This is a genomic window from Buchnera aphidicola (Melanaphis sacchari) (genome assembly GCF_003096055.1).
Lineage (GTDB): Bacteria > Pseudomonadota > Gammaproteobacteria > Enterobacterales > Enterobacteriaceae > Buchnera > Buchnera aphidicola_P.
In genome coordinates, this window is sequence record NZ_CP029161.1 from 376,855 (window position 1) to 397,294 (window position 20,440).

Annotated in this window: 14 protein-coding genes and 5 pseudogenes; all 19 read left to right on the forward strand. The window is 25.6% G+C overall.

The window, feature by feature from the left end:
* Positions 1–65 precede the first annotated feature (65 nt).
* The 19 genes and pseudogenes from DD681_RS01900 (at position 66) to speE (ending at position 20,440) form a co-directional block, all read left to right on the forward strand.
* Positions 66–1,781 carry an acetolactate synthase 3 large subunit gene (locus tag DD681_RS01900; RefSeq protein WP_158341326.1) on the forward strand — a complete coding sequence of 572 codons (1,716 nt, stop codon included), beginning with the start codon at positions 66–68 and terminating at the stop codon, positions 1,779–1,781.
* A 3-nt stretch (positions 1,782–1,784) separates the two neighbouring features.
* Positions 1,785–2,261 (forward strand): acetolactate synthase small subunit, encoded by a 477-nt coding sequence (gene ilvN / locus DD681_RS01905; RefSeq protein WP_158341327.1) that lies wholly within the window; start codon positions 1,785–1,787, stop codon positions 2,259–2,261.
* Between the two features lie 188 nt (positions 2,262–2,449).
* On the forward strand, positions 2,450–3,385 hold the full coding sequence (gene rsmH / locus DD681_RS01910; protein ID WP_158341328.1) for a 16S rRNA (cytosine(1402)-N(4))-methyltransferase RsmH: 936 nt from the start codon (positions 2,450–2,452) through the stop codon (positions 3,383–3,385).
* Entirely contained in the window at positions 3,382–3,582 is a 201-nt protein-coding gene (locus DD681_RS01915; protein ID WP_261788345.1) for a cell division protein FtsL, read from the forward strand. Before rsmH ends, DD681_RS01915 begins: the two co-directional genes overlap by 4 nt.
* 104 nt (positions 3,583–3,686) lie before the next feature.
* A pseudogene (locus DD681_RS01920) lies at positions 3,687–5,383 on the forward strand (penicillin-binding transpeptidase domain-containing protein).
* Between the two features lie 35 nt (positions 5,384–5,418).
* A pseudogene (gene murE, locus DD681_RS01925) lies at positions 5,419–6,914 on the forward strand (UDP-N-acetylmuramoyl-L-alanyl-D-glutamate--2,6-diaminopimelate ligase).
* A 347-nt stretch (positions 6,915–7,261) separates the two neighbouring features.
* Positions 7,262–7,733 (forward strand): annotated as a pseudogene (locus tag DD681_RS03185) (Mur ligase family protein); the annotation flags it as partial.
* A complete protein-coding gene (locus DD681_RS03140; protein ID WP_315968467.1) occupies positions 7,734–8,273 on the forward strand; it encodes a glutamate ligase domain-containing protein in 540 nt (179 codons plus the stop codon).
* Entirely contained in the window at positions 8,273–9,355 is a 1,083-nt protein-coding gene (gene mraY / locus DD681_RS01935; RefSeq protein WP_158341329.1) for a phospho-N-acetylmuramoyl-pentapeptide-transferase, read from the forward strand. The genes DD681_RS03140 and mraY overlap by 1 nt, the downstream gene beginning before the upstream one ends.
* A pseudogene (gene murD / locus DD681_RS01940) lies at positions 9,345–10,665 on the forward strand (UDP-N-acetylmuramoyl-L-alanine--D-glutamate ligase). The gene mraY and the pseudogene murD overlap by 11 nt, the downstream one beginning before the upstream one ends.
* Positions 10,613–11,830, forward strand: a complete 1,218-nt coding sequence (gene ftsW / locus DD681_RS01945; protein ID WP_158341330.1) for a cell division protein FtsW — start codon at positions 10,613–10,615, stop codon at positions 11,828–11,830. Before murD ends, ftsW begins: the two are co-directional and overlap by 53 nt.
* Positions 11,820–12,881 carry an undecaprenyldiphospho-muramoylpentapeptide beta-N-acetylglucosaminyltransferase gene (gene murG, locus DD681_RS01950; RefSeq protein ID WP_158341331.1) on the forward strand — a complete coding sequence of 354 codons (1,062 nt, stop codon included), beginning with the start codon at positions 11,820–11,822 and terminating at the stop codon, positions 12,879–12,881. The genes ftsW and murG overlap by 11 nt, the downstream gene beginning before the upstream one ends.
* A gap of 34 nt (positions 12,882–12,915) precedes the next feature.
* Positions 12,916–14,369: pseudogene (gene murC, locus DD681_RS01955) on the forward strand (UDP-N-acetylmuramate--L-alanine ligase).
* A complete protein-coding gene (locus DD681_RS01960) occupies positions 14,359–15,276 on the forward strand; it encodes a D-alanine--D-alanine ligase (protein WP_158341332.1) in 918 nt (305 codons plus the stop codon). The pseudogene murC and the gene DD681_RS01960 overlap by 11 nt, the downstream one beginning before the upstream one ends.
* 284 nt (positions 15,277–15,560) lie before the next feature.
* Positions 15,561–16,817, forward strand: coding sequence for a cell division protein FtsA (gene ftsA, locus DD681_RS01965; protein ID WP_158341333.1), 1,257 nt, complete (start codon positions 15,561–15,563; stop codon positions 16,815–16,817).
* Positions 16,818–16,864: 47 nt separating this feature from the next.
* Complete coding sequence (gene ftsZ / locus DD681_RS01970) at positions 16,865–18,025, forward strand: cell division protein FtsZ (RefSeq protein WP_158341334.1); 1,161 nt, start codon at positions 16,865–16,867, stop codon at positions 18,023–18,025.
* 224 nt (positions 18,026–18,249) lie between these two features.
* Positions 18,250–18,594, forward strand: coding sequence for an iron-sulfur cluster insertion protein ErpA (gene erpA / locus DD681_RS01975; protein WP_158341335.1), 345 nt, complete (start codon positions 18,250–18,252; stop codon positions 18,592–18,594).
* Positions 18,595–18,621: 27 nt separating this feature from the next.
* Positions 18,622–19,314, forward strand: a complete 693-nt coding sequence (locus DD681_RS01980) for a 5'-methylthioadenosine/adenosylhomocysteine nucleosidase (protein ID WP_158341336.1) — start codon at positions 18,622–18,624, stop codon at positions 19,312–19,314.
* Positions 19,315–19,558: 244 nt separating this feature from the next.
* Entirely contained in the window at positions 19,559–20,440 is an 882-nt protein-coding gene (gene speE, locus DD681_RS01985; RefSeq protein WP_158341337.1) for a polyamine aminopropyltransferase, read from the forward strand.

Sequence of the window (20,440 nt, forward strand, 5' to 3'; positions counted from 1 at the left end):
CACAATAAACTAAAAAATAAGAAATAAGGAAAAACTAATCATTTATCAGTATCCTGGAGGAAAAAATGGAAATATTATCAGGAGCCGAAATGGTCATAAGATCATTAATTAGTCAAGGAATACAACATATATTTGGTTATCCTGGTGGTGCTGTACTAGATATTTATGATGCTTTAAAAACCGTTGGCGGAATTGAACATATTTTAGTACGACACGAACAAGCCGCTACACATATGGCTGACGGATATGCAAGATGTACTGGAAAAACAGGAGTCGTTTTGGTAACTTCTGGTCCAGGAGCTACAAATGCAATCACTGGTATCGCCACTGCTTATATGGATTCTATTCCTATGGTAGTAATATCTGGACAAGTTGCTTCGTCATTAATTGGATACGATGCATTTCAAGAATGCGATATGATCGGTATATCTAGACCAATAGTAAAGCATAGTTTTCTTGTTAAGAAAACTGATGATATACCTATGGTTTTTAAAAAAGCCTTTTGGATAGCATCTACAGGTCGACCTGGACCTGTTGTAATTGATCTTCCGAAAGATATATTGAAAAAAACAAATAAATGTCATTTCCAATGGCCAGAAAATGTACACATTAGGTCTTATAATCCAACTACCAAAGGACATCAAGGACAAATAAGAAAAGCGTTACGTATACTTTTAAAAGCAAATAAGCCTGTTATTTATGCTGGAGGAGGAGTGATTAGCTCTAATAGCAGTGATGAACTAAGGTTGCTTGCAGAAAAAATCAACTGCCCTGTTACAACATCATTAATGGGATTAGGTGCTTTCCCGGGAAATCACCCACAAAGCATTTCTATGTTAGGAATGCATGGTACTTATGAAGCAAATATGACTATGCATAATGCAGATGTAATTTTTGCAATCGGTGTACGATTTGATGATCGAACAACAAATAATCTCAAAAAATACTGCCCTCAAGCTACTATTCTACACATAGATATTGATCCAACATCAATTTCTAAGACAATTTCAGCAGATATACCTATTGTTGGAGATGCAAAATATGTTTTAAAAGAAATGATAGAGCTTTTAACGGAAGAAAAAAAAATTCATTCCTTAAAATCATGGTGGTCTTCTATAGCAGAATGGAAAAATATAAAAAGCTTAGATTATAGTATGAAAAGTAAAAAAATAAAACCACAAAAAGTGATTCAAACTCTTTTTAAATTAACAAAAGGAAAATCTTATATTACCTCAGATGTAGGTCAACATCAAATGTTTACTGCCTTGTATTACGCATTTAGCAAGCCAAGACGCTGGATTAATTCAGGAGGTTTAGGAACTATGGGGTTTGGTTTGCCCGCTGCTTTAGGAGTAAAATTAGCTTTACCTAAAGCCACTGTAATTTGCGTGACTGGAGACGGTAGTATTCAAATGAACATTCAAGAATTGTCTACAGCACGACAATATAATTTACCTATATTAATATTAAATCTTAATAATTCTTCTTTAGGTATGGTAAAACAATGGCAAGATATGATTTATTCCGGAAGACATTCTCATTCTTATATGGATTCTCTGCCAGATTTTGTAAAACTAGTAGAATCATATGGACATGTTGGACTAAAAATAAATACCAATGAAGAATTAGAAGATAAAATGAAATTGGCATTAAAAAAACTATCTGAAGGAAATTTAGTTTTTTTAGATATTAATATAGATGATTCAGAGCATGTTTATCCCATGCAAATTCAAGGCGGCGGTATGAATGAAATGTGGTTAAGGAAAAAAGAGGCGTTTTAAAACATGAGAAGAATTTTATCTATTCTTTTAGAGAATGAATCTGGAGCATTATCGCGAGTAATAGGACTCTTTTCACAAAGAGGATACAATATAGAAACGATTACAGTGGCGCCAACCGAAGACCCTACACTTTCAAAAATGACAGTACAGACAGTAGGAAATGAAAAATCTATTGAACAAATTGAAAAACAACTACATAAATTAATTGATGTCTTAAGAGTTACAAAAATAGGCCAAAACTCTCATATAGAACGTGAAATTATGTTATTAAAAATAAAAATTAATAACTACAAAAATCATGATATTAAGCACGTCACTGAAATATTTAGAGGACAGATTATAGATATAACTTCTACAACATATGTCCTTCAGTTATCTGGAACTGCAAAAAAATTAGATTCTTTTTTAAAAATTATTCGCAACATATCAGAAATTATTGAAATTACTCGATCTGGAATTATTGGCATTTCTCGAGGATAATTATTTAAAAAATACTTACATGTATAAAAAAATATTTCTTTCTAAAAAAAATTATTAATATAATTAATAATTATTAAAAAAATAATTTTTTATTCAACATGGTCATTTGGTTTTAAAATGACCGTGTGTATTTTTCCAATTCACAAATACATTCTATAATGTATATATATTTTCATAATAAATCCAAAATGAATTTAAAAATTAAACATATTGCCGTAATGAAAAAAGAAGTTATTGAATCATTAAAAATTAAAAAAGATGGCATCTACATTGATAGTACATTTGGAATGGGTGGGCATTCTTCTTTAATATTAGAAAAAATAGGAAAAAGGGGGAAATTATACTCCTTTGACAAAGATCCATACTCTGTGTTTATTGGAAAAAAAATTCAAGATAAGCGTTTTTCTATTTTACATGAAAATTTTTCAAATATTTTAAATTATACACAATATAATAATATTGCAGGAAAGGTAAATGGAATTTTATTTGATTTAGGAATATCTTCATTACAAATAGAAAATAAACAAAGAGGTTTCTCTTTTAAAAAAAACGGTCCCTTAGATATGAGAATGAACCAAAATTCTGGTATTTCAGCTGCAGATTGGTTATCTAAAAGCAGTATAGATGAAATTTCTTATGTATTAAAAAAATTTGGAGAAGAAAGATTTTCTAAAAAAATTGCATATTCAATTAAAAATTATCAAAAGAAACAAAAAATAAAAAATACTTTTGAATTAGTAAATATTATAAAAAAATCAATACCTTATAATAAATTTAAACATTCAGCTAAAAGAACTTTTCAGGCAATTAGAATTTATATTAATCAAGAATTAAAAGAAATACAAATAGGATTAGAAAATTCTTTAAAAATATTAAAACCAGGAGGTCGACTCTTAGTTATTAGCTTTCATTCTTTAGAAGATAGAATAGTAAAACATTTTATGCTAAAAAATAGTCAAAAAGCAATTGTACCATATAGTATGCCTATTACAGAAAAAAAAATAAACCAATTAAAAAAATGTAAAATAAAAATTATTGATAGAATTTTACCAACTCATCAAGAAATAATAGAAAATCCTCGATCCCGTAGTTCTATACTTCGCATTGCAGAATTAAAAACATGAAAAACTACTATAATCTACCCAATATTATTAAAAATGATTTTCTAATGCATAGTAAAATACATTTAATTTTATTATTTGCTATTATCATATCAGCTAATTCTATTGTAATAACAGTACAAAATACTCGATTGTTAATTTCTGAAGAAGAAGAGCTTATGTTAATAAAAAAAAAAAAGATAATGAATGGAGAAATTTAATTCTGGAAAAAAATACATTAATTGATTACTACAGTCAAAATTAATCTTAACTTCAATAATAACACATACTTTTAATTATCAAAAATTTTTAAAAAAGATATCTTATGAACATACAAATAAAAAAAAATACTTTTAAAAAAAAAAATAAAATCTATATAAACTGGCGTTTTTTTACATTATTTAGTATTATTTTTTCATTTTTAATAATTTTAACATTACGTATAATATTTATTCAAGTATTTAATTCAAAAAAACTAACATATGAAGGTGATCGTAGAACATTAAGAACAGAATTAATTACGAATACAAGAGGTATTATTACTGATCGTTTAGGATATCCATTAGCAACAACTGTTTTAGTAAATTCAGTATTTATCGATCCTAGTATTATAACTGATACAAAAAATATTATTAATAATATACGTTGGAAAGCGTTGTCAAAAATATTATCAACTTCATTAAATAAAATCATATTTAATATTCATAAGCATCAAAAAAAAAATTTTTTTATTTAGCTAGACACATTACACTAGAAATTGGAGATTATATTAAAGCGTTAAAATTGCCTGGCGTTTTTTTGATAGAAGAATCAAAACGATATTATCCTTTCGGGAAAAATGCTGCTCAATTAATTGGCATAAATAATATAGATGGAGAGGGTATTGAAGGTATAGAAAAAAGTTTTAATACATCTTTAAAAGGAAGATCAGGAAAAAGACAAATAAGAAAAGATAATAAAGGCCGCATCATTGAAAAAAAATATTTGATTAAAAATTTTAACTCTAAAAACTTGACTTTGAGTATTAATAAGAAATTACAATTTATTGTATATCAACAATTACACCAATCAGTGATAAAAAATAATGCAAACTCAGGAATTGCAGTTTTAATTGATATAAAAAGCAATGAAATATTAGCGATGGCTGTTAGTCCTTCATACAATCCAAATTATACACAATACATAACATATTGCAATCTTCGTAATAAAGCTATTACAGATGTTTTTGAACCAGGTTCAACTATTAAACCAATTGTTATTATTTCAGCGCTAGAAAAAGGAATAATCCAAAAAAACTCTATTATTGATACAAACCCTTATTTTATTAAAAAATATAAAATAAAAGATGTATCCTATCATAAAAAACTCGATATAACAGGAATATTACAAAAATCTAGTAATGTTGGAATATCAAAAATTGCATTGTCCATACCTACTTCTGAATTAATTAATACTTATATTAAATTTGGATTAGGACAACCAACTAATTTAGGTTTAGTTGGAGAGCAAAAAGGATTTCTTCCTAAAAAAAATAATTTATCAAATTTAGAAAAAGCTACATTATCTTTTGGTTATGGATTCATGGTAACTCCACTTCAATTAGCACGATTATATTCAATTATTGGAAATTATGGAATTGATCATCCACTTTCTATAATTAAAATTAATCACCCATCAAAGAAAAAACGCATTTTTCCCGAAAAATACGTTAAAAATGTATTAAAAATGATGGAAAAAACTGTTCAGCCTGGAGAAGGCGGAGCGCAAGCAGCGGTTCAAGGATATCGTGTTGCTGTTAAAACAGGAACATCAAAAAAAATTGGAAATAAAGGGATTTATATTAGAAAATATATTGCATATACTGCTGGAATCGCGCCAGTTAGCGATCCTAAATTCGCTTTAGTGATTATTATTGATGAACCAAAAGCAGGAAAGTATTATGGAGGAGCAGTAGCAGCGCCAGTATTCAGTAAAATTATGAAATTAGTATTAAAAACTATGAAAATACAACCAGATAAATAATTAAAATAAAAAATCTTATGATATTTAAACAAATGATGAAGAAAAATAATTTAAAAGATTTATTGTCTCCTTGGATTTTAAATGCACCAAATAAAAAAATTGAAAATTTAATATTAGATAGTCGAATACTAACATCAAAAGATGTATTTTTAGCTGTACAAGGAGAGAAATACCATGGCAATCAATTTATTTGTGAAGCTATTAAGAAAAACGTAGTATCTATAATATCAGAAACTTTAATTTATAAAGAGCACGGACAAATCAACTATATTAATAATATCCCTTTAATATATTTCTTTCAGCTATCTAAAAATCTTTCATACTTATCTAGCAGGTTTTATAATGATCCTGGAAAAAAATTAAAAATTATTGGAGTCACTGGAACAAATGGAAAAACTACTATCACACAACTAATAAATCAATGGCATACATTATTTAAAAAAAAAGTTGGTACAATGGGTACCTTAGGTCATGGATTTTATCCAAAATTAACTCCATCTAAAAACACAACTCCTTCGGCTATTGACATACAATCATTTTTATATTTAGCGCTAAAAAAAAAACGTTAACTACTACTATGGAAGTATCTTCACATGGACTAGTGCAAAATAGACTTTTAGATGTGCCATTTTACATTGCAATTTTCACGAATTTAACACAAGACCACTTAGATTATCACAAAACTATGGAAAAATATGCATTAGCAAAATGGTCTTTTTTTAAAAAATATGAAACAAAAAAAATAATATTAAATATTAATAATCAATATGGAAAAAAATGGTTAAAAAAATTATCTAATAAATATACTGTCGCGGTGTCAATTAAGAATACTAAGTATAAAAAATATGCTAATAAGTGGATTAATGCTACTAATATAAAATTTAATGGAAAATTTACTAATGTAAAATTTGAATCTAGTTGGGGAAAAGGTATATTATCTACTTATTTAATTGGTCAATTTAACATAGAAAATTTGCTGTTATCATTTGCTTCGATGCTAGAAATGAATTATAAATTATCTGATCTTATTTTAACTTCTGTTAAATTAAAACCAATACGCGGTAGAATGCAAATATTTAAAAAAATTGGAAAACCAACTTTTATCATAGATTATGCTCATACTCCTGATGCGTTAAAAAAAGCTCTTACTAGCATTAAACAATGCTATCCCTCAAAAAAAATATGGTGTATTTTCGGTTGTGGAGGTGCGAGAGATGTAAATAAAAGACCTATTATGGGAAACATTGCAGAAAAAATAGCAGATAAATTAATTATAACTAGTGATAATCCTAGAAATGAAAGTTTAGAAATTATTATACAAAATATTATTCAAGGATGTATAAAAAAAAATACAATAAAAATTATTCTTAACAGAGAACAAGCAATATATTTTGCTTTTTTTCATGCAAATATTGAAGATATAATATTTATATCCGGCAAGGGACATGAAAATTATCAAATAATTAATAATCAATATATTTATCATTCAGACATAAAAATAGTACTAAGTTTATTAGGTAAAAAAAAATGATCCCTTTATTATTAACTAAAATTGCAATTATTACTAATGGTAAATTATATGGAAAAAATGAAATTATCAATAATATTAGTATAAACACAAAAAAAATAATATTGCCAAACTGTCTTTTTATTGCATTGAAAGGAAAAAAATTTGATTCTCATATATTCATAGAAGAAGCTATAAATAATGGTTGTATTGGAATTATAACACAAAAAAAAATAAAATTTTTAATTTCATACATCGTAGTAGAAGATACATCTATTGCTTTAGGAAAAATTGCTAATTGGATACGCAAAAAAATAAATCCCAAAATATTAGCAATTACAGGTTCTTGCGGAAAAACATCAGTTAAAGAAATGACTGCATCTATATTAAAAAAAAATGAGAAAACTATATTCACTATAAAAAACTCTAATAATCATATAGGCGTTCCTATTACCTTACTCGAATTAACCAAAAAACATAAGTATGGTGTAATTGAACTAGGAGCAAATAATCCAGGTGAAATTCACTATACTTCAAATATTGCAGAACCAAACATTGCATTAATTAATAATATTTATTATGCACATTTAGAAGGATTTAAATCATTACTAGGTGTATCTAAAGCAAAGTCAGAAATCATATCTGGATTAAAAAATAACGGAACAATTATAATTAACTTAGATAGTAATCACCTTTCACAATGGAAAAAAAAAATTAAAAATAAAAATATTATTTATTTTTCTATCAAAAAAAAAAAAAAGTCATTTTTTTTCTACAAATATTGATGTTAATACAAAAAAAACGTTTTTTACTATGCACACACCATGTGGAAAAATAAATATTTTGTTACCTCTATTAGGTTATCAAAACATATCTAACGCTTTAGCTGCAAGTGCTCTTGCATTTTGCCTGAAAATACCCTTACAACAAATTAAAGTTGGCTTATCAACAACACCAATTATACCAGGTCGATTAGAATCTATTGAGATAAATCCTAATAAAATTATAATTAATGATACTTATAATTCTAATGTATCATCAACAATTTCAGCAATTAAAGTATTAGAAAAAATGCCTGGTTATAAAATATTAGTTATTGGAAATATGGAAGAATTGGGTAAAAATAGTATTTTATATCATAAGATGATAGGAAATATTGCTAGTATTTCAAAAATTGATAAGATTTTTAGTTTTGGCAAGAAAAGTTATACTATTTCTAAAATGTGTCAAAACGGCGTACATTTTTTAGAAAAAAAAAAAATAAAAGAAATTTTAAAGAAAATTATATCCAAAAAAAATAAAATCACAGTTTTAATTAAAGGATCAAGAAAAACAAAGATGGAAACAATAATAAAATATCTTCTTAAGGAGTTAAAAAAATAATGTTTCTTTGGATAAGTGAATATTTTAATTGTAAATTAAAAATATTATATTTTATTCCATATCGTATTATATTCAGTTTATTAACATCTTTTTTTATCAACTTATTCATTATTCCGAAGCTTATTTTTTATTTTCATAAATCAAAGAAATACCAAATAATCCGAAAAAATGGACCAATAAATCATATTTTAAAAAAAAATACTCCTACTATGGGAGGTATCCTAATTATTTTTTCAATATTAATTTCTATTTTTCTTTATTGTGATTTATTTGATATTGACATTTGGTATATTATACTAATATTAGTAGGATATGGATTAATTGGATTTTTAGATGATTACAAAAAGATAAGATATAAAAACAGTTGTGGATTAAAAATACTATGGAAATTTTTTTTGTTGTCAACTATTGCAGTTTTAATTATTTATATTATCAATCATAACAATTATTCTAATAATATTCAAATTTCTATTCCTTTTTATAGTATAGTTTCTTATAAATTTAATTATTTGTATATTTTTTTATCTTATTTAGTAATAGTAGGCACAAGCAATGCGGTAAATTTAACAGATGGATTAGACGGATTAGCAATTATGCCAATCATATTTTTATCATGTGCATTAGGATTGATTTCTTTTTTTAGTTCAAATATATATTTTTGTCAAATAATGAATGTTGTTTTTTTAAAAAATGCTAGCGAACTAGTAATTCTGTGTTCAGCAATAATTGGTTCAGGATTAGGATTTTTATGGTTTAATGCTCATCCATCGCAGATATTTATGGGTGATGTTGGATCGCTACCACTAGGTGGATCTTTAGGAGTAATAGCTATACTATTACATCAAGAATTTCTATTATTTTTTTTAGGAGGAATTTTTGTTATTGAAACTATTTCTGTAATATTACAAGTTATTTATTTTAAAATTACAAAAAAAAGAATTTTTAAAATGAGTCCAATTCATCATCACTATGAAATTAAGGGAGTTTCAGAATCTTTAATTATCGTAAGATTCTGGATAATTTCTTTGCTATTACTATTTATAGCAATAGTATCATTAAGAGTGCACATTAATGTCTCATAATTATTCTGGAAAAAAAATATTAATTTTAGGCATAGGAGTAACTGGTATATCATGCGCTAAATATTTCCTTAAAAAAGGACTCAAACCTAAAATAATGGATGAATCTAAAAAACCTTATTTATTAGATCAATTACCTAAAAATATTGAATATAAATTAGGGGAATTAAAAAAAAAATGGATTTTTGAGTCTGACTTAATTATAATTAGTCCCGGAATATCTTCTTTTAAACCTATCTTAATTTATGCTCGTTCTTTAGGAATTGAAATCATTAGCGATATAGAATTATTCTCTAGAGAGGCAAAATGTCCCATAATTTCTATTACTGGAACAAATGGTAAAAGCACTGTCGCTACAATGATAAAAAAAGTTACTGAAAACTCAGGATACCAAGTTTCCTTAGGAGGTAATATAGGATTTCCGGCATTAGAAATGCTAAAAAAAAAATCTGATTTATATATACTAGAATTATCAAGCTTTCAACTAGAAAATATTTTTAGTTTAAAATCAAAAATTGCTGTAGTTCTTAACGTTACTAATGATCACCTTGACAGATATCCAAAAGGCTTTGAGCAATATAAAAAAGTAAAATTATCAATTTATAATAATGCAGAAATTTGTTTAATTCACTCCAAAGAAATAAAAAATATTTTATCATGTACAAAATCAAAAAATTATATTAGCTTTGGCTCTAAAAAAAGCGATTATTATATCAATTACAAAGAAAAATCTCCTATTTTATTTTATAAAAAAAAAGAAATACTTCACTTTAATCGTACCATTTTATATGGTGATCATAACTATAAAAATGCTTTAATTACATTAGCAATTTCTAATGCAATGAAAATCCCTCAGAAAAATGCAATAAAAGAAATTAGTAAATTCCGAAATTTACCTTATCGATTTCAAATGATACATCAAAGTAATAATATATCTTGGATTAATGATTCTAAATCTACTAATATTGAAAATACTAAAATAGCTTTAAAAAACGTTAAAACCAAAGGAACAATACGATTATTATTAGGAGGAGATGCTAAATCTTCTAATTTTAATATTTTAAAAAAATATTTTCAAACGTTGAAAATAAAAATATACTGTTTTGGGAAAGATGGATATAACATATCAAAAATTTTTAAAAAAAAATCTATTTACTTTGACAGATTAGAAGAAGCAATGCGCTTAATTAAAAAAGAAGTAATACCCAGGCGATGTAGTTCTATTTTCACCTGGATGCAGCAGCAAGGACCAATTCTTTAATTTCGAAGAAAGAGGTAAACTTTTTACAAAATTATCCAAGGAAAAAAAATAATGGTTTTAAAAAAAATAAAAAAAAACCTCATTTTATATTATATGATCGTGTATTAGTATGGTTGACCTTATTTTTATGTATTACTGGATTAATCATGGTAAGTTCTGCATCTATTTCAATAGGCCAAGATTTATATCATGATGCTTTTTATTTTTTAAAAAGAGAGACATTTTATTTTTTATTAATGTTTTTCTTATCTTTTTTGTTTTTAAGAATTCCTATTAAATTTTGGAAAAAAAATAGTAATATTATATTAATAATTACAATATTTCTTCTTATTATCGTATTATTAGCAGGAATTTCAGTAAATGGATCTTCAAGATGGATAAAAATAGGTATATTTAGCATACAACCCTCTGAAATATGCAAAATTTCTTCATTTATTTACTTATCTAGTTATTTATCTAGAAAAATAAATGAAGTTCGAAAATGTTTCTGGGGGTTTTTTAAACCGATGAGTGTAATTTCAGTACAATCTATTTTTTTATTAGCTGAACCTGATTTTGGTACTGTAATTATTTTATTTGTTACTTCTTTATCTATTTTATTTCTTTCTGGGGCTAGAATCAAACAATTTCTTAGTTTTATTATATTTATCATATTAATTATTATTTTTTTGATTTTAGATAAACCATACCGTATTAAAAGAATATTATCATTTTGGAATCCTTGGCAAGATCCATTTGGTAATGGTTATCAATTAACACAATCTCTTATGGCATTAGGTCGGGGTCATTTTTTCGGACAGGGATTAGGCAATTCAATACAAAAACTAAATTATTTGCCTGAAGCACATAGTGATTTTATATTTTCTATTATAGGAGAAGAATTAGGCTATATAGGTTGTTTTGCAATATTATTAATAATTTTTTCTATGTCCTTTCGAGCTATGTATATCGGGCAAAAAGCTTTGAAAAAACAAAAAAATTTTTCTGGATTTTTAGCTTGTTCCATTGGTTTTTGGTTCAGTTTTCAAACATTAATTAATATTGGCGCAGCTACTGGTATATTGCCTACTAAGGGATTGACTCTACCACTTGTCAGTTATGGAGGTTCAAGTTTAATTATTAATTTAATAGCTATTTGCATTTTATTAAGAATTGATTTTGAAATGAGAATCAAAAAATATCAAGCACTTCCTAAGGAATTTTTTAATGAAATCTAAAAAAATTATAATTATAGCAGGTGGAAGTGGTGGACATGTTTTTCCTGGTCTTACAATAGCTCGCGATTTAATTAAAAAGGGATGGAATGTTAATTGGATAGGAGTTAAAAATAAAATTGAAGCAAATATTATTCCTCAAAATAAAATAAAAATTCATTTTATTGATATAATGGGATTGCGTCAATCTAATATAAAGACATTAATTTTATCTCCTATATATATATTAAATGCGTACTTTAAAGTCAAGAAAATTATTAAAAATTTTTCCCCAGATATTGTATTAGGAATGGGTGGATATGTCTCCGGACCAGCTGGATTAGCAGCTTGGAGGTCAAAAATTCCTCTTTTAATACATGAACAAAATAAAATTTCTGGAATCACAAATCGTATTCTTGCTAAAATCTCTACAAAAAATATACAAGCATTTTCTGGATCTTTAGATAACGCAGAAATAGTAGGTAATCCTATCCGAGAAGAAATTATAAAAATACCTCCTCCAATTCATCGTTTCAAAAATAGAAACGGACCATTACGTATTTTAATTATTGGAGGTAGCCAGGGAGCTTCTATTTTAAATAAAATTCTACCTAAGGTATTATATTTATTAAAAGAAAGGATTACTATTTATCACCAAACAGGACATTTTGAATTAGAAAAAACACGACAAAAATATAAAAAATTTGGATTATACAAATATAAAATAACCTCTTTTATAAAAAATATAGCATCTGCGTATTCATGGGCAGATATAATTATTTGTCGATCTGGAGCGTTAACTGTAAGCGAAATAGCTGTAGTAGGATTAGGAGCAATATTTATACCTTATCCACATAAAGATAATCAGCAATATTTAAATGCTCAAATTTTGCAAAAAAAGGGCGCAGCAAAAATTATTCCAGAATCAGAATTAAGTGAAAAATTGATAGTAAAAATACTGTATTCTCTAAACAGAGAAATACTAAAAAAAATGGCTCAAAAATCCTATTTGCTCGGCATAAGAAATGCAACTTTAAAAATCTCTAATATTATTCACAAAATAACTAAAAATTAAATTTTATTATTTAATCAAATATAAGAATTAAAAAATGAAGATAAAAGAAATTAAAAAAAATAATTTTTTTAAAGAAAAAAAATTTGAAAAAATTCATCTGATTGGTATCGGTGGATCAGGAATGAATGGAATTGCTATGATTTTATTAAACTTAGGATACAAAGTAAGCGGATCAGATTTGTTAAAAAATTCTACTATAAAAAATTTGAAAAATATGGGAGCAGTTATTTATTTAAAACATTGTAAGAAAAATATTAAAAATGTTGATTTTGTAATCAAATCAAGCGCTATATTGTCGAACAATCCAGAAATTCAAGAATCTAAAAAAAAAATATTCCTATATTATTAAGAGCAGAAATGCTGCAAGTATTGATGCAATTTAAGTACGGAATAGCGATATCTGGAACACATGGAAAAACTACAACCACTTCAATAATTTTTGATATATTTAACGAAAACCATTTAAATCCTACTGTTATTAATGGAGGCTTAATAAAATCAATTAATTCTCATGCAAAATTAGGAACATCGAACTATTTTATTTCTGAAGCCGATGAAAGTGATCAATCTTTTTTGTATCTTAAACCTAAAATAGCAATTTTAACTAATATTGAATCCGATCACATAAATCATTATAATGATGATTTCTTATTATTAAAAAAGACATTTTTAAAATTTTTAAATCAACTTCCATCAAACGGAATTGCTATAGTATGTATAGATGATAGCAATATTCGTGATATTTTACCTAAAATTAAATGTAAAGTAATTACCTATGGATTCCATAAAAATTCAGAAATTCGTATTGTTAACTATAAACAATACTTATTTGTAGGATGTTTTACAATCATTAGAAAAAATAAAAAAAAAATAAAAGTGACTTTAAATATTCCAGGAAAACATAATGCATTAAATGCAACCGCAGCATTTTCTTTGGCATTATTAAAAAAAATACCACACTATAATATAATAAAATCATTAAAAAAATTTCAAGGTACTCAGAGAAGATTTGAATATCTTGGGATATATAATATTAAAAAAAATAATATTGAAAGCAAAAAAACTATATTAATAGATGATTATGGTCATCATCCCACTGAACTATTAAAAAATATTCAAACTATAAGAACAAGCTGGCCCCAAAAAAGACTAATTATGATATTTCAGCCTCATCGATACACTCGAACATATAATTTATATGAAGATTTTGTTAAAGTATTATCTAAAGTAGACGTTTTATTAATTTTAAATGTTTATTCAGCTCGTGAAAAAAAAATTCCAGGTGCAGATAGTTTTTCATTATATAATGACATTAAAAGAATAAAAAAAATAAATATTATTCTCGTAAAAAATCCTAACTTAATATTAAATTTTCTTTTTTCCGTATTAAAGGGAAATGATATTATTTTGTTACAAGGAGCGGGAAACATAAAAGAGATAATAAAAAAAAAATTATTAAAAAATAAAAAAGTGATATATGAAAAATAAAGTAGCAGTTTTATTAGGCGGAAATTCTTCTGAAAGAAATATATCTATTAAATCAGGATATGCTGTTTTAAATAGTTTATTAAAATCTGGTATTAATGCATATCCAATTGATCCTCAACATTTTCCTATAATGCAATTAAAAACGGAGGGATTTAGTAAGGCATATATTGCTCTTCATGGAAGAGGGGGCGAAGATGGCGTTATTCAAGGAGTTTTAGAATATTTAAAAATACCGTATACAGGAAGCGGAATTTTAGCATCATCTTTATCTTTAGATAAATATAAAACAAAATTAATGTGGAAATCTTCTGAACTTTCAGTATTACCGGATATATATCTCCAAAAAAATGATATCTTAAAATTTTTGCACCATGGAATAGAAAAAAAATTCTTAAAATTAAAATTTCCTATTTTAGTGAAACCAAATACCGCAGGATCGAGTATAGGTATTACTTTGGTTAATTCATTTAATGGATTAAATCAAGCAATTAGAATTGCATATAATTATAGTCATGATATTCTCATTGAGAAATTTTTAGTAGGAGAGGAATATACAATATCAATTTTAGGTAAAAAAATTTTACCTTCCATTAAAATTACAACAAAAAACTATTTTTATGATTACAATGCTAAATATAAATGTTCTTCTACTCAATATTTATGCCCAAGTGGACTAAGTGATGAAAAAGAAAAAGAACTGCAAAAAATAGCAAAATTAGCTTGGAATACCTTAGGATGCAAAGGTTGTGGAAGAATTGATGTAATTTTAGATAAAAAAGATAAGTTTTGGTTATTAGAAGTAAATACTATCCCAGGAATGACAAATAAAAGTTTAGTCCCAATAGCTGCACGTGCATTCAAAATACCATTTGATGATTTAGTATTGAAAATACTAAACGATAAATAGTTATATTATGATAGATTATTTATAATAAAAATTTTATTATTGTTCGTTATATTTAATTTAATTATAATTAATAAATTAAAAATCTTATTTAATAAAATCATTATACTGCATCATTTAATTTATTAAATATATTTTCTATACATAATCATAACGTTAAATGTTTTTATTTTTGTAGAAAATTAAAATAGTGATTATTTTGAATAATTATAATATAAAAAATAAAAATAAGAGATCTTATTTTAAAAGAAAAATGAATAATATTATATAGTGCAGGCCAAAGAATAATGATTATATCAACAAATAAAAAATTAGTAGTCGGACTAGAAATAGGCACTACTAAAGTCGTAACTTTGGTAGGAGAAGTTTTAGTAGATGGCGGAATAAATATTATTGGCATGGGATTATGCCAATCTAAAGGAATAGATAAAGGCAGAATAAATAATTTAGATTCAGTAATTTCATGTATAAAAGAATCAATTCATCAAGCTGAAATTATGGCAAATTGTCAAATTACTTCTGTATATTTATCTTTATCTAATAAATATATTAATTGTCAAAATGAAATAGGAATAGTTCCAATTTCTGAAGATGAAGTAACACAAGAAGACATAGAAAATGTAATACATACTGCAAAATCTGTAAAAATTATTAATGAACATGATATATTGCATATAATTCCACAAGAATATTCAATCGATCAACAATATGAGATAAAAAACCCAATTGGATTATCTGGAACAAGAATGCAGGTAAGAGTACACTTAATTACTTGTCATCAAAATATAGCCAAAAATATTGTTAAAGCTGTAGAAAAATGCAATATAAGGGTAGATCAAGTTATTTTTTCAGGACTAGCTTCTAGTAAAGCTGTTTTAACTGAAGAGGAATGCAAGCTTGGCGTTTGCATAGTTGATATAGGAGGGGGGACAATAGATTCCTGTATTTATATCAATGGATCTATAGAAGATAGTCATGTTATACCATATGCAGGAAATATTGTAACCAGTGATATTTCTTACGCTTTTAGCACATCATATACTGATGCAGAAAATATAAAAGTAAAATATGGATCTGCAACACATGTTACTTTAGATAAATCCAAAACAATTAATTTACCTAATATACATAGTAATTTTCAAAAAAATTTGCAACAAGATTCTGTTGTAGAAGTCATTGAATCAAGATACGTTGAACTATTTTCTTTGATTAATAATAGAATCACTGATATACAAAAAAAACTTTATCAAGAAGGAAAAAAATATCAATTAACAAATGGTATAGTATTAACTGGAGGAGGTGCAAAAATTTTACAATTAAAAGAATGCGCAGAAAAAATTTTTCAAAAAAAAATTCGCATTGCTAAGCCCTTAAATATTACTGGACTAATAGATAATATTATCGAGCCAGATTATTCAACAGTAGTGGGTTTATTACACTATGGAAAAGAATATCACTTAAATCTTAAAAATAAAAAAAAAGAACACTCTTTTATTGAAAGATGGTTTAAAAAAATTAATAATTGGTTTACAAGAGAGTTTTAAATACTTTATAACCTTCTAAAATTAAAGTTAGATAATGGAATTAAATTATGTTTGAACCTGTAGAATTAAGTAATAATGCAATAATTAAGGTAGTGGGTGTTGGTGGTGGAGGCGGTAATGCGGTAGAACATATGGTACGAGAGAAAATTGAAGGTGTCGAATTTTTTGCTGTAAATACCGATGCTCAAGCATTAAGAAAAATAGAAGTAGAACAAACTATACAAATAGGAAATAATATTACTAAGGGATTAGGTGCTGGTGCGAATCCAGAAGTTGGACGCACTTCCGCAGAAGAAGACAAAGAATTATTAAAATCTGCTCTAGATGGATCTGATATGGTATTTATTGCTGCAGGTATGGGAGGGGGAACTGGAACAGGAGCAGCTCCTGTAGTAGCAGAAATTGCTAAAGAACTAGGCATTTTAACAGTAGCTGTAGTCACGAAACCTTTTAGTTTTGAAGGTAAAAAAAGAATGATTGTCGCGGATCAAGGAGTGATAGAGCTATCAAAATATGTCGATTCATTAATTACAATTCCTAATGATAAATTATTAAAAGTGCTAAATCGAGGAATTTCTTTATTAGATGCCTTTAGTGCTGCAAATAATGTACTAAAGGGAGCTGTTCAAGGAATTGCTGAATTAATTACTCGTCCTGGACTAATGAATGTTGATTTTGCTGATGTTCGTACCGTTATGGTTGAAATGGGATACGCCATGATGGGGACAGGAATTTCTTCAGGAGAAAATCGAGCTGAAGAAGCGGCAGAAATAGCAATATCTAGTCCTTTATTAGAGGATATAGATCTATCAGGCGCTCGGGGAGTTTTAGTTAACATTACCGCTGGCTTTGATTTAAAACTAGATGAGTTTGAAACTGTCGGAAATACTATTAGATCTTTTTCTTCAGACAATGCTACCGTTGTAATAGGTACATCTTTAGATCCTGATATGAACGATACCTTACGCGTTACTGTAGTAGCAACAGGAATTGGTATGGAAAAATATTCAGATATTCATCAACAAACAAAAAATAAATCTTCTAAAGAAATGTTAATGGATTATCGATATCAATATTTAAATTTATCATCTACATCATTAGATAAAAAAAAAAATAATAATACGCATAACCAAATAAAAGAAAAATTAAAAAGAAAAGAACCAGAATATTTAGACATTCCTGCTTTTCTCCGTAAGAAATCTGATTAATTTTTTTATATTTTGATCCAATATATTTTTATATAAGATATGAATTTTTAAAAAAATATTATTTACAACCTGCGCCAATAAAAAAATAAATCATCTATCGGCGCAAGGATGAATTTTTTAAAACATTCATCTTATTAAAATTAAAAATATATAAAATTACCTTTTATGATAAAATTAATTTAAAACTTTAAAAAAATTTTAAAATATTTTGAGAATTTATAAAAATGAAAAAAAATTACCAAAAAAATCTAAATTTTAGCAAAAAAGCTACTGAAAAAATAAAAAAAATTATTAATAATGAAAAAAATAAAAATTTAAAATTACGAGTATATATTGTCGGAGGCGGATGTAGTGGATTTCAATATCAATTTATTTTTGAAGAAAAAATCAATGAAAATGATATTTTAATTAATCAATTAAATTTTTCTATCGTTATAGATCCTATTAGTTTGCAATATTTATATGGCGGAACAATAGATTATATAGAAAATTTAGAAGGATCAAAATTTATAGTGTTTAATCCAAACGCAAAAAATACATGCGGATGTGGCGCATCTTTTAGTATTTAAAATAATACATTTATATTTGAATAAAAAATGAAAATTGGAATAGTTGGCGCTTTAGAAGAAGAAATTTCAATAATTAAAGAAATAATACATAACCAAGAAATAAAAAAAAATGGAACATTTAAGATTTATCAAGGAAAAATTAAAAATAACAAAATTTTTTTAATCAAATCAGGAATTGGCAAAGTGTGCGCAAGTATTGCAACAACTATGTTAATTCATTTATATAAAATAAATATTATTATTAATATTGGCTCAGCAGGTGCATTAAAAAATTGTCTTCAAATAGGAGATATCATTATTCCTAAAAAAATATGTTATTATGATGTAAATTTGACCAATTTTGGTTATTCTAAAGGTCAAGTGCCAAAACATCCAAAAAAATTTAATATTGATAAAAATTTATATAATATTTTTAAAAAAATTTTACTAAAATTTAATCTTAGATATTCAAAAGGATTAATTGTTACAGGAGATTCATTTATTAGAGGAGAAATTTCTAAAAAAATAAAATATCAATTTTCTTCTGCAATCGGAGTAGATATGGAATCTGCTGCAATAGCACAAGTATGTTATCATTTCAAAATTCCATATATTATTATAAAATCAATATCTGATTTATCGGATAATCATGCTACTTTAAATTTCAAAAAAAATATTTCTACCGCTTCTTTTCAATCTTCAAAATTAGCTAAATTAATACTAGAAAATATAAATTTTTAAAAAATAAAAAAATAAATTATATTTTTTATCATAAAAAGATATTTTTAAAAATTAATAAAAAAATTTTCTTGTCAATATATTATTTAAATTTTTTTATTTAAAAATATTTATATCCTTATTATATAAAATATTAACTTTAAAAATTTTTATTATAATTTTATTATTATCCTATTTTACAATCTAAAATATACTTTTTTATTATACTTGTATTAAACAACTTATTATATATTTATTAGGAATAGATATGGTTGATAAAAAAATATGGCATGAAACTTTACACCATGATATTGGACAATATTTTTTGATTGAAAAAATATTATATAAAAAAAAAAATAGATATCATGAAATCAAAATTTTTCATAATTCCATTATGGGTAAAATCATGACGATTGATGGAATCGTTCAAACTACCGAAAAAGATGAATTTATATATCACGAAATGTTAACACATGTACCTATACTATCTCATGGATCTGTTAAAGATGTATTAATAATAGGCGGAGGTGATGGAGGTATATTACGAGAAGTTTGCCGCCACAAAAGTATTAATAGTATTACTATGGTTGAAATTGATATTGATATTATTAATTTATGCAAAAAATATTTTCCGAATCATAGTAATAATGCATATAATGATCCACGTCTAAATATAATTATTGATAATGGATGTAATTTTATTAAAAATACAAAAAATAAATTTAATTTAATTATATCTGATTCTACAGATCCTGTTGGTTGTGGAGAAAGTTTATTTTCATCAGAATTTTATTCAAACTGCAAACGATGTCTTGGCTACGATGGTATCTTTGTAGCACAAAATGGAGTATTTTTTCTTCAAAAAAATGAAATTATTCTAACTTTTAAAAAATTAAAAAAATATTTTTTTGATGTTAAATTTTATCAAGCTAGTATTCCTACATATTATGGAGGAATAATGATGTTTGCTTGGGGATCAGACAATTTTGAATATAGAAAAATACATAATAAGGATTTAAAAAAACGCATTCAAAATTCTAAATTAAACTTTAATTATTATAATTCTAAAATTCATATAGGTAGTTTTTACTTACCACAAAATGTAATTAGCATATTGAATAAAAGTAACAACCTTTCTGTGGGAGAGTGA

Coding starts and splice junctions, on each gene's coding strand:
- DD681_RS01915 (WP_261788345.1), top strand. CDS start 3,382: ATGAAAAACTACTATAATCTACCCAATATTATTAAAAATGATTTTCTA.
- speE (WP_158341337.1), top strand. CDS start 19,559: ATGGTTGATAAAAAAATATGGCATGAAACTTTACACCATGATATTGGA.
- DD681_RS01960 (WP_158341332.1), top strand. CDS start 14,359: ATGAAAAATAAAGTAGCAGTTTTATTAGGCGGAAATTCTTCTGAAAGA.
- ftsA (WP_158341333.1), top strand. CDS start 15,561: ATGATTATATCAACAAATAAAAAATTAGTAGTCGGACTAGAAATAGGC.
- DD681_RS01900 (WP_158341326.1), top strand. CDS start 66: ATGGAAATATTATCAGGAGCCGAAATGGTCATAAGATCATTAATTAGT.
- ilvN (WP_158341327.1), top strand. CDS start 1,785: ATGAGAAGAATTTTATCTATTCTTTTAGAGAATGAATCTGGAGCATTA.
- erpA (WP_158341335.1), top strand. CDS start 18,250: ATGAAAAAAAATTACCAAAAAAATCTAAATTTTAGCAAAAAAGCTACT.
- mraY (WP_158341329.1), top strand. CDS start 8,273: ATGTTTCTTTGGATAAGTGAATATTTTAATTGTAAATTAAAAATATTA.
- rsmH (WP_158341328.1), top strand. CDS start 2,450: ATGAATTTAAAAATTAAACATATTGCCGTAATGAAAAAAGAAGTTATT.
- ftsZ (WP_158341334.1), top strand. CDS start 16,865: ATGTTTGAACCTGTAGAATTAAGTAATAATGCAATAATTAAGGTAGTG.
- DD681_RS01980 (WP_158341336.1), top strand. CDS start 18,622: ATGAAAATTGGAATAGTTGGCGCTTTAGAAGAAGAAATTTCAATAATT.
- murG (WP_158341331.1), top strand. CDS start 11,820: ATGAAATCTAAAAAAATTATAATTATAGCAGGTGGAAGTGGTGGACAT.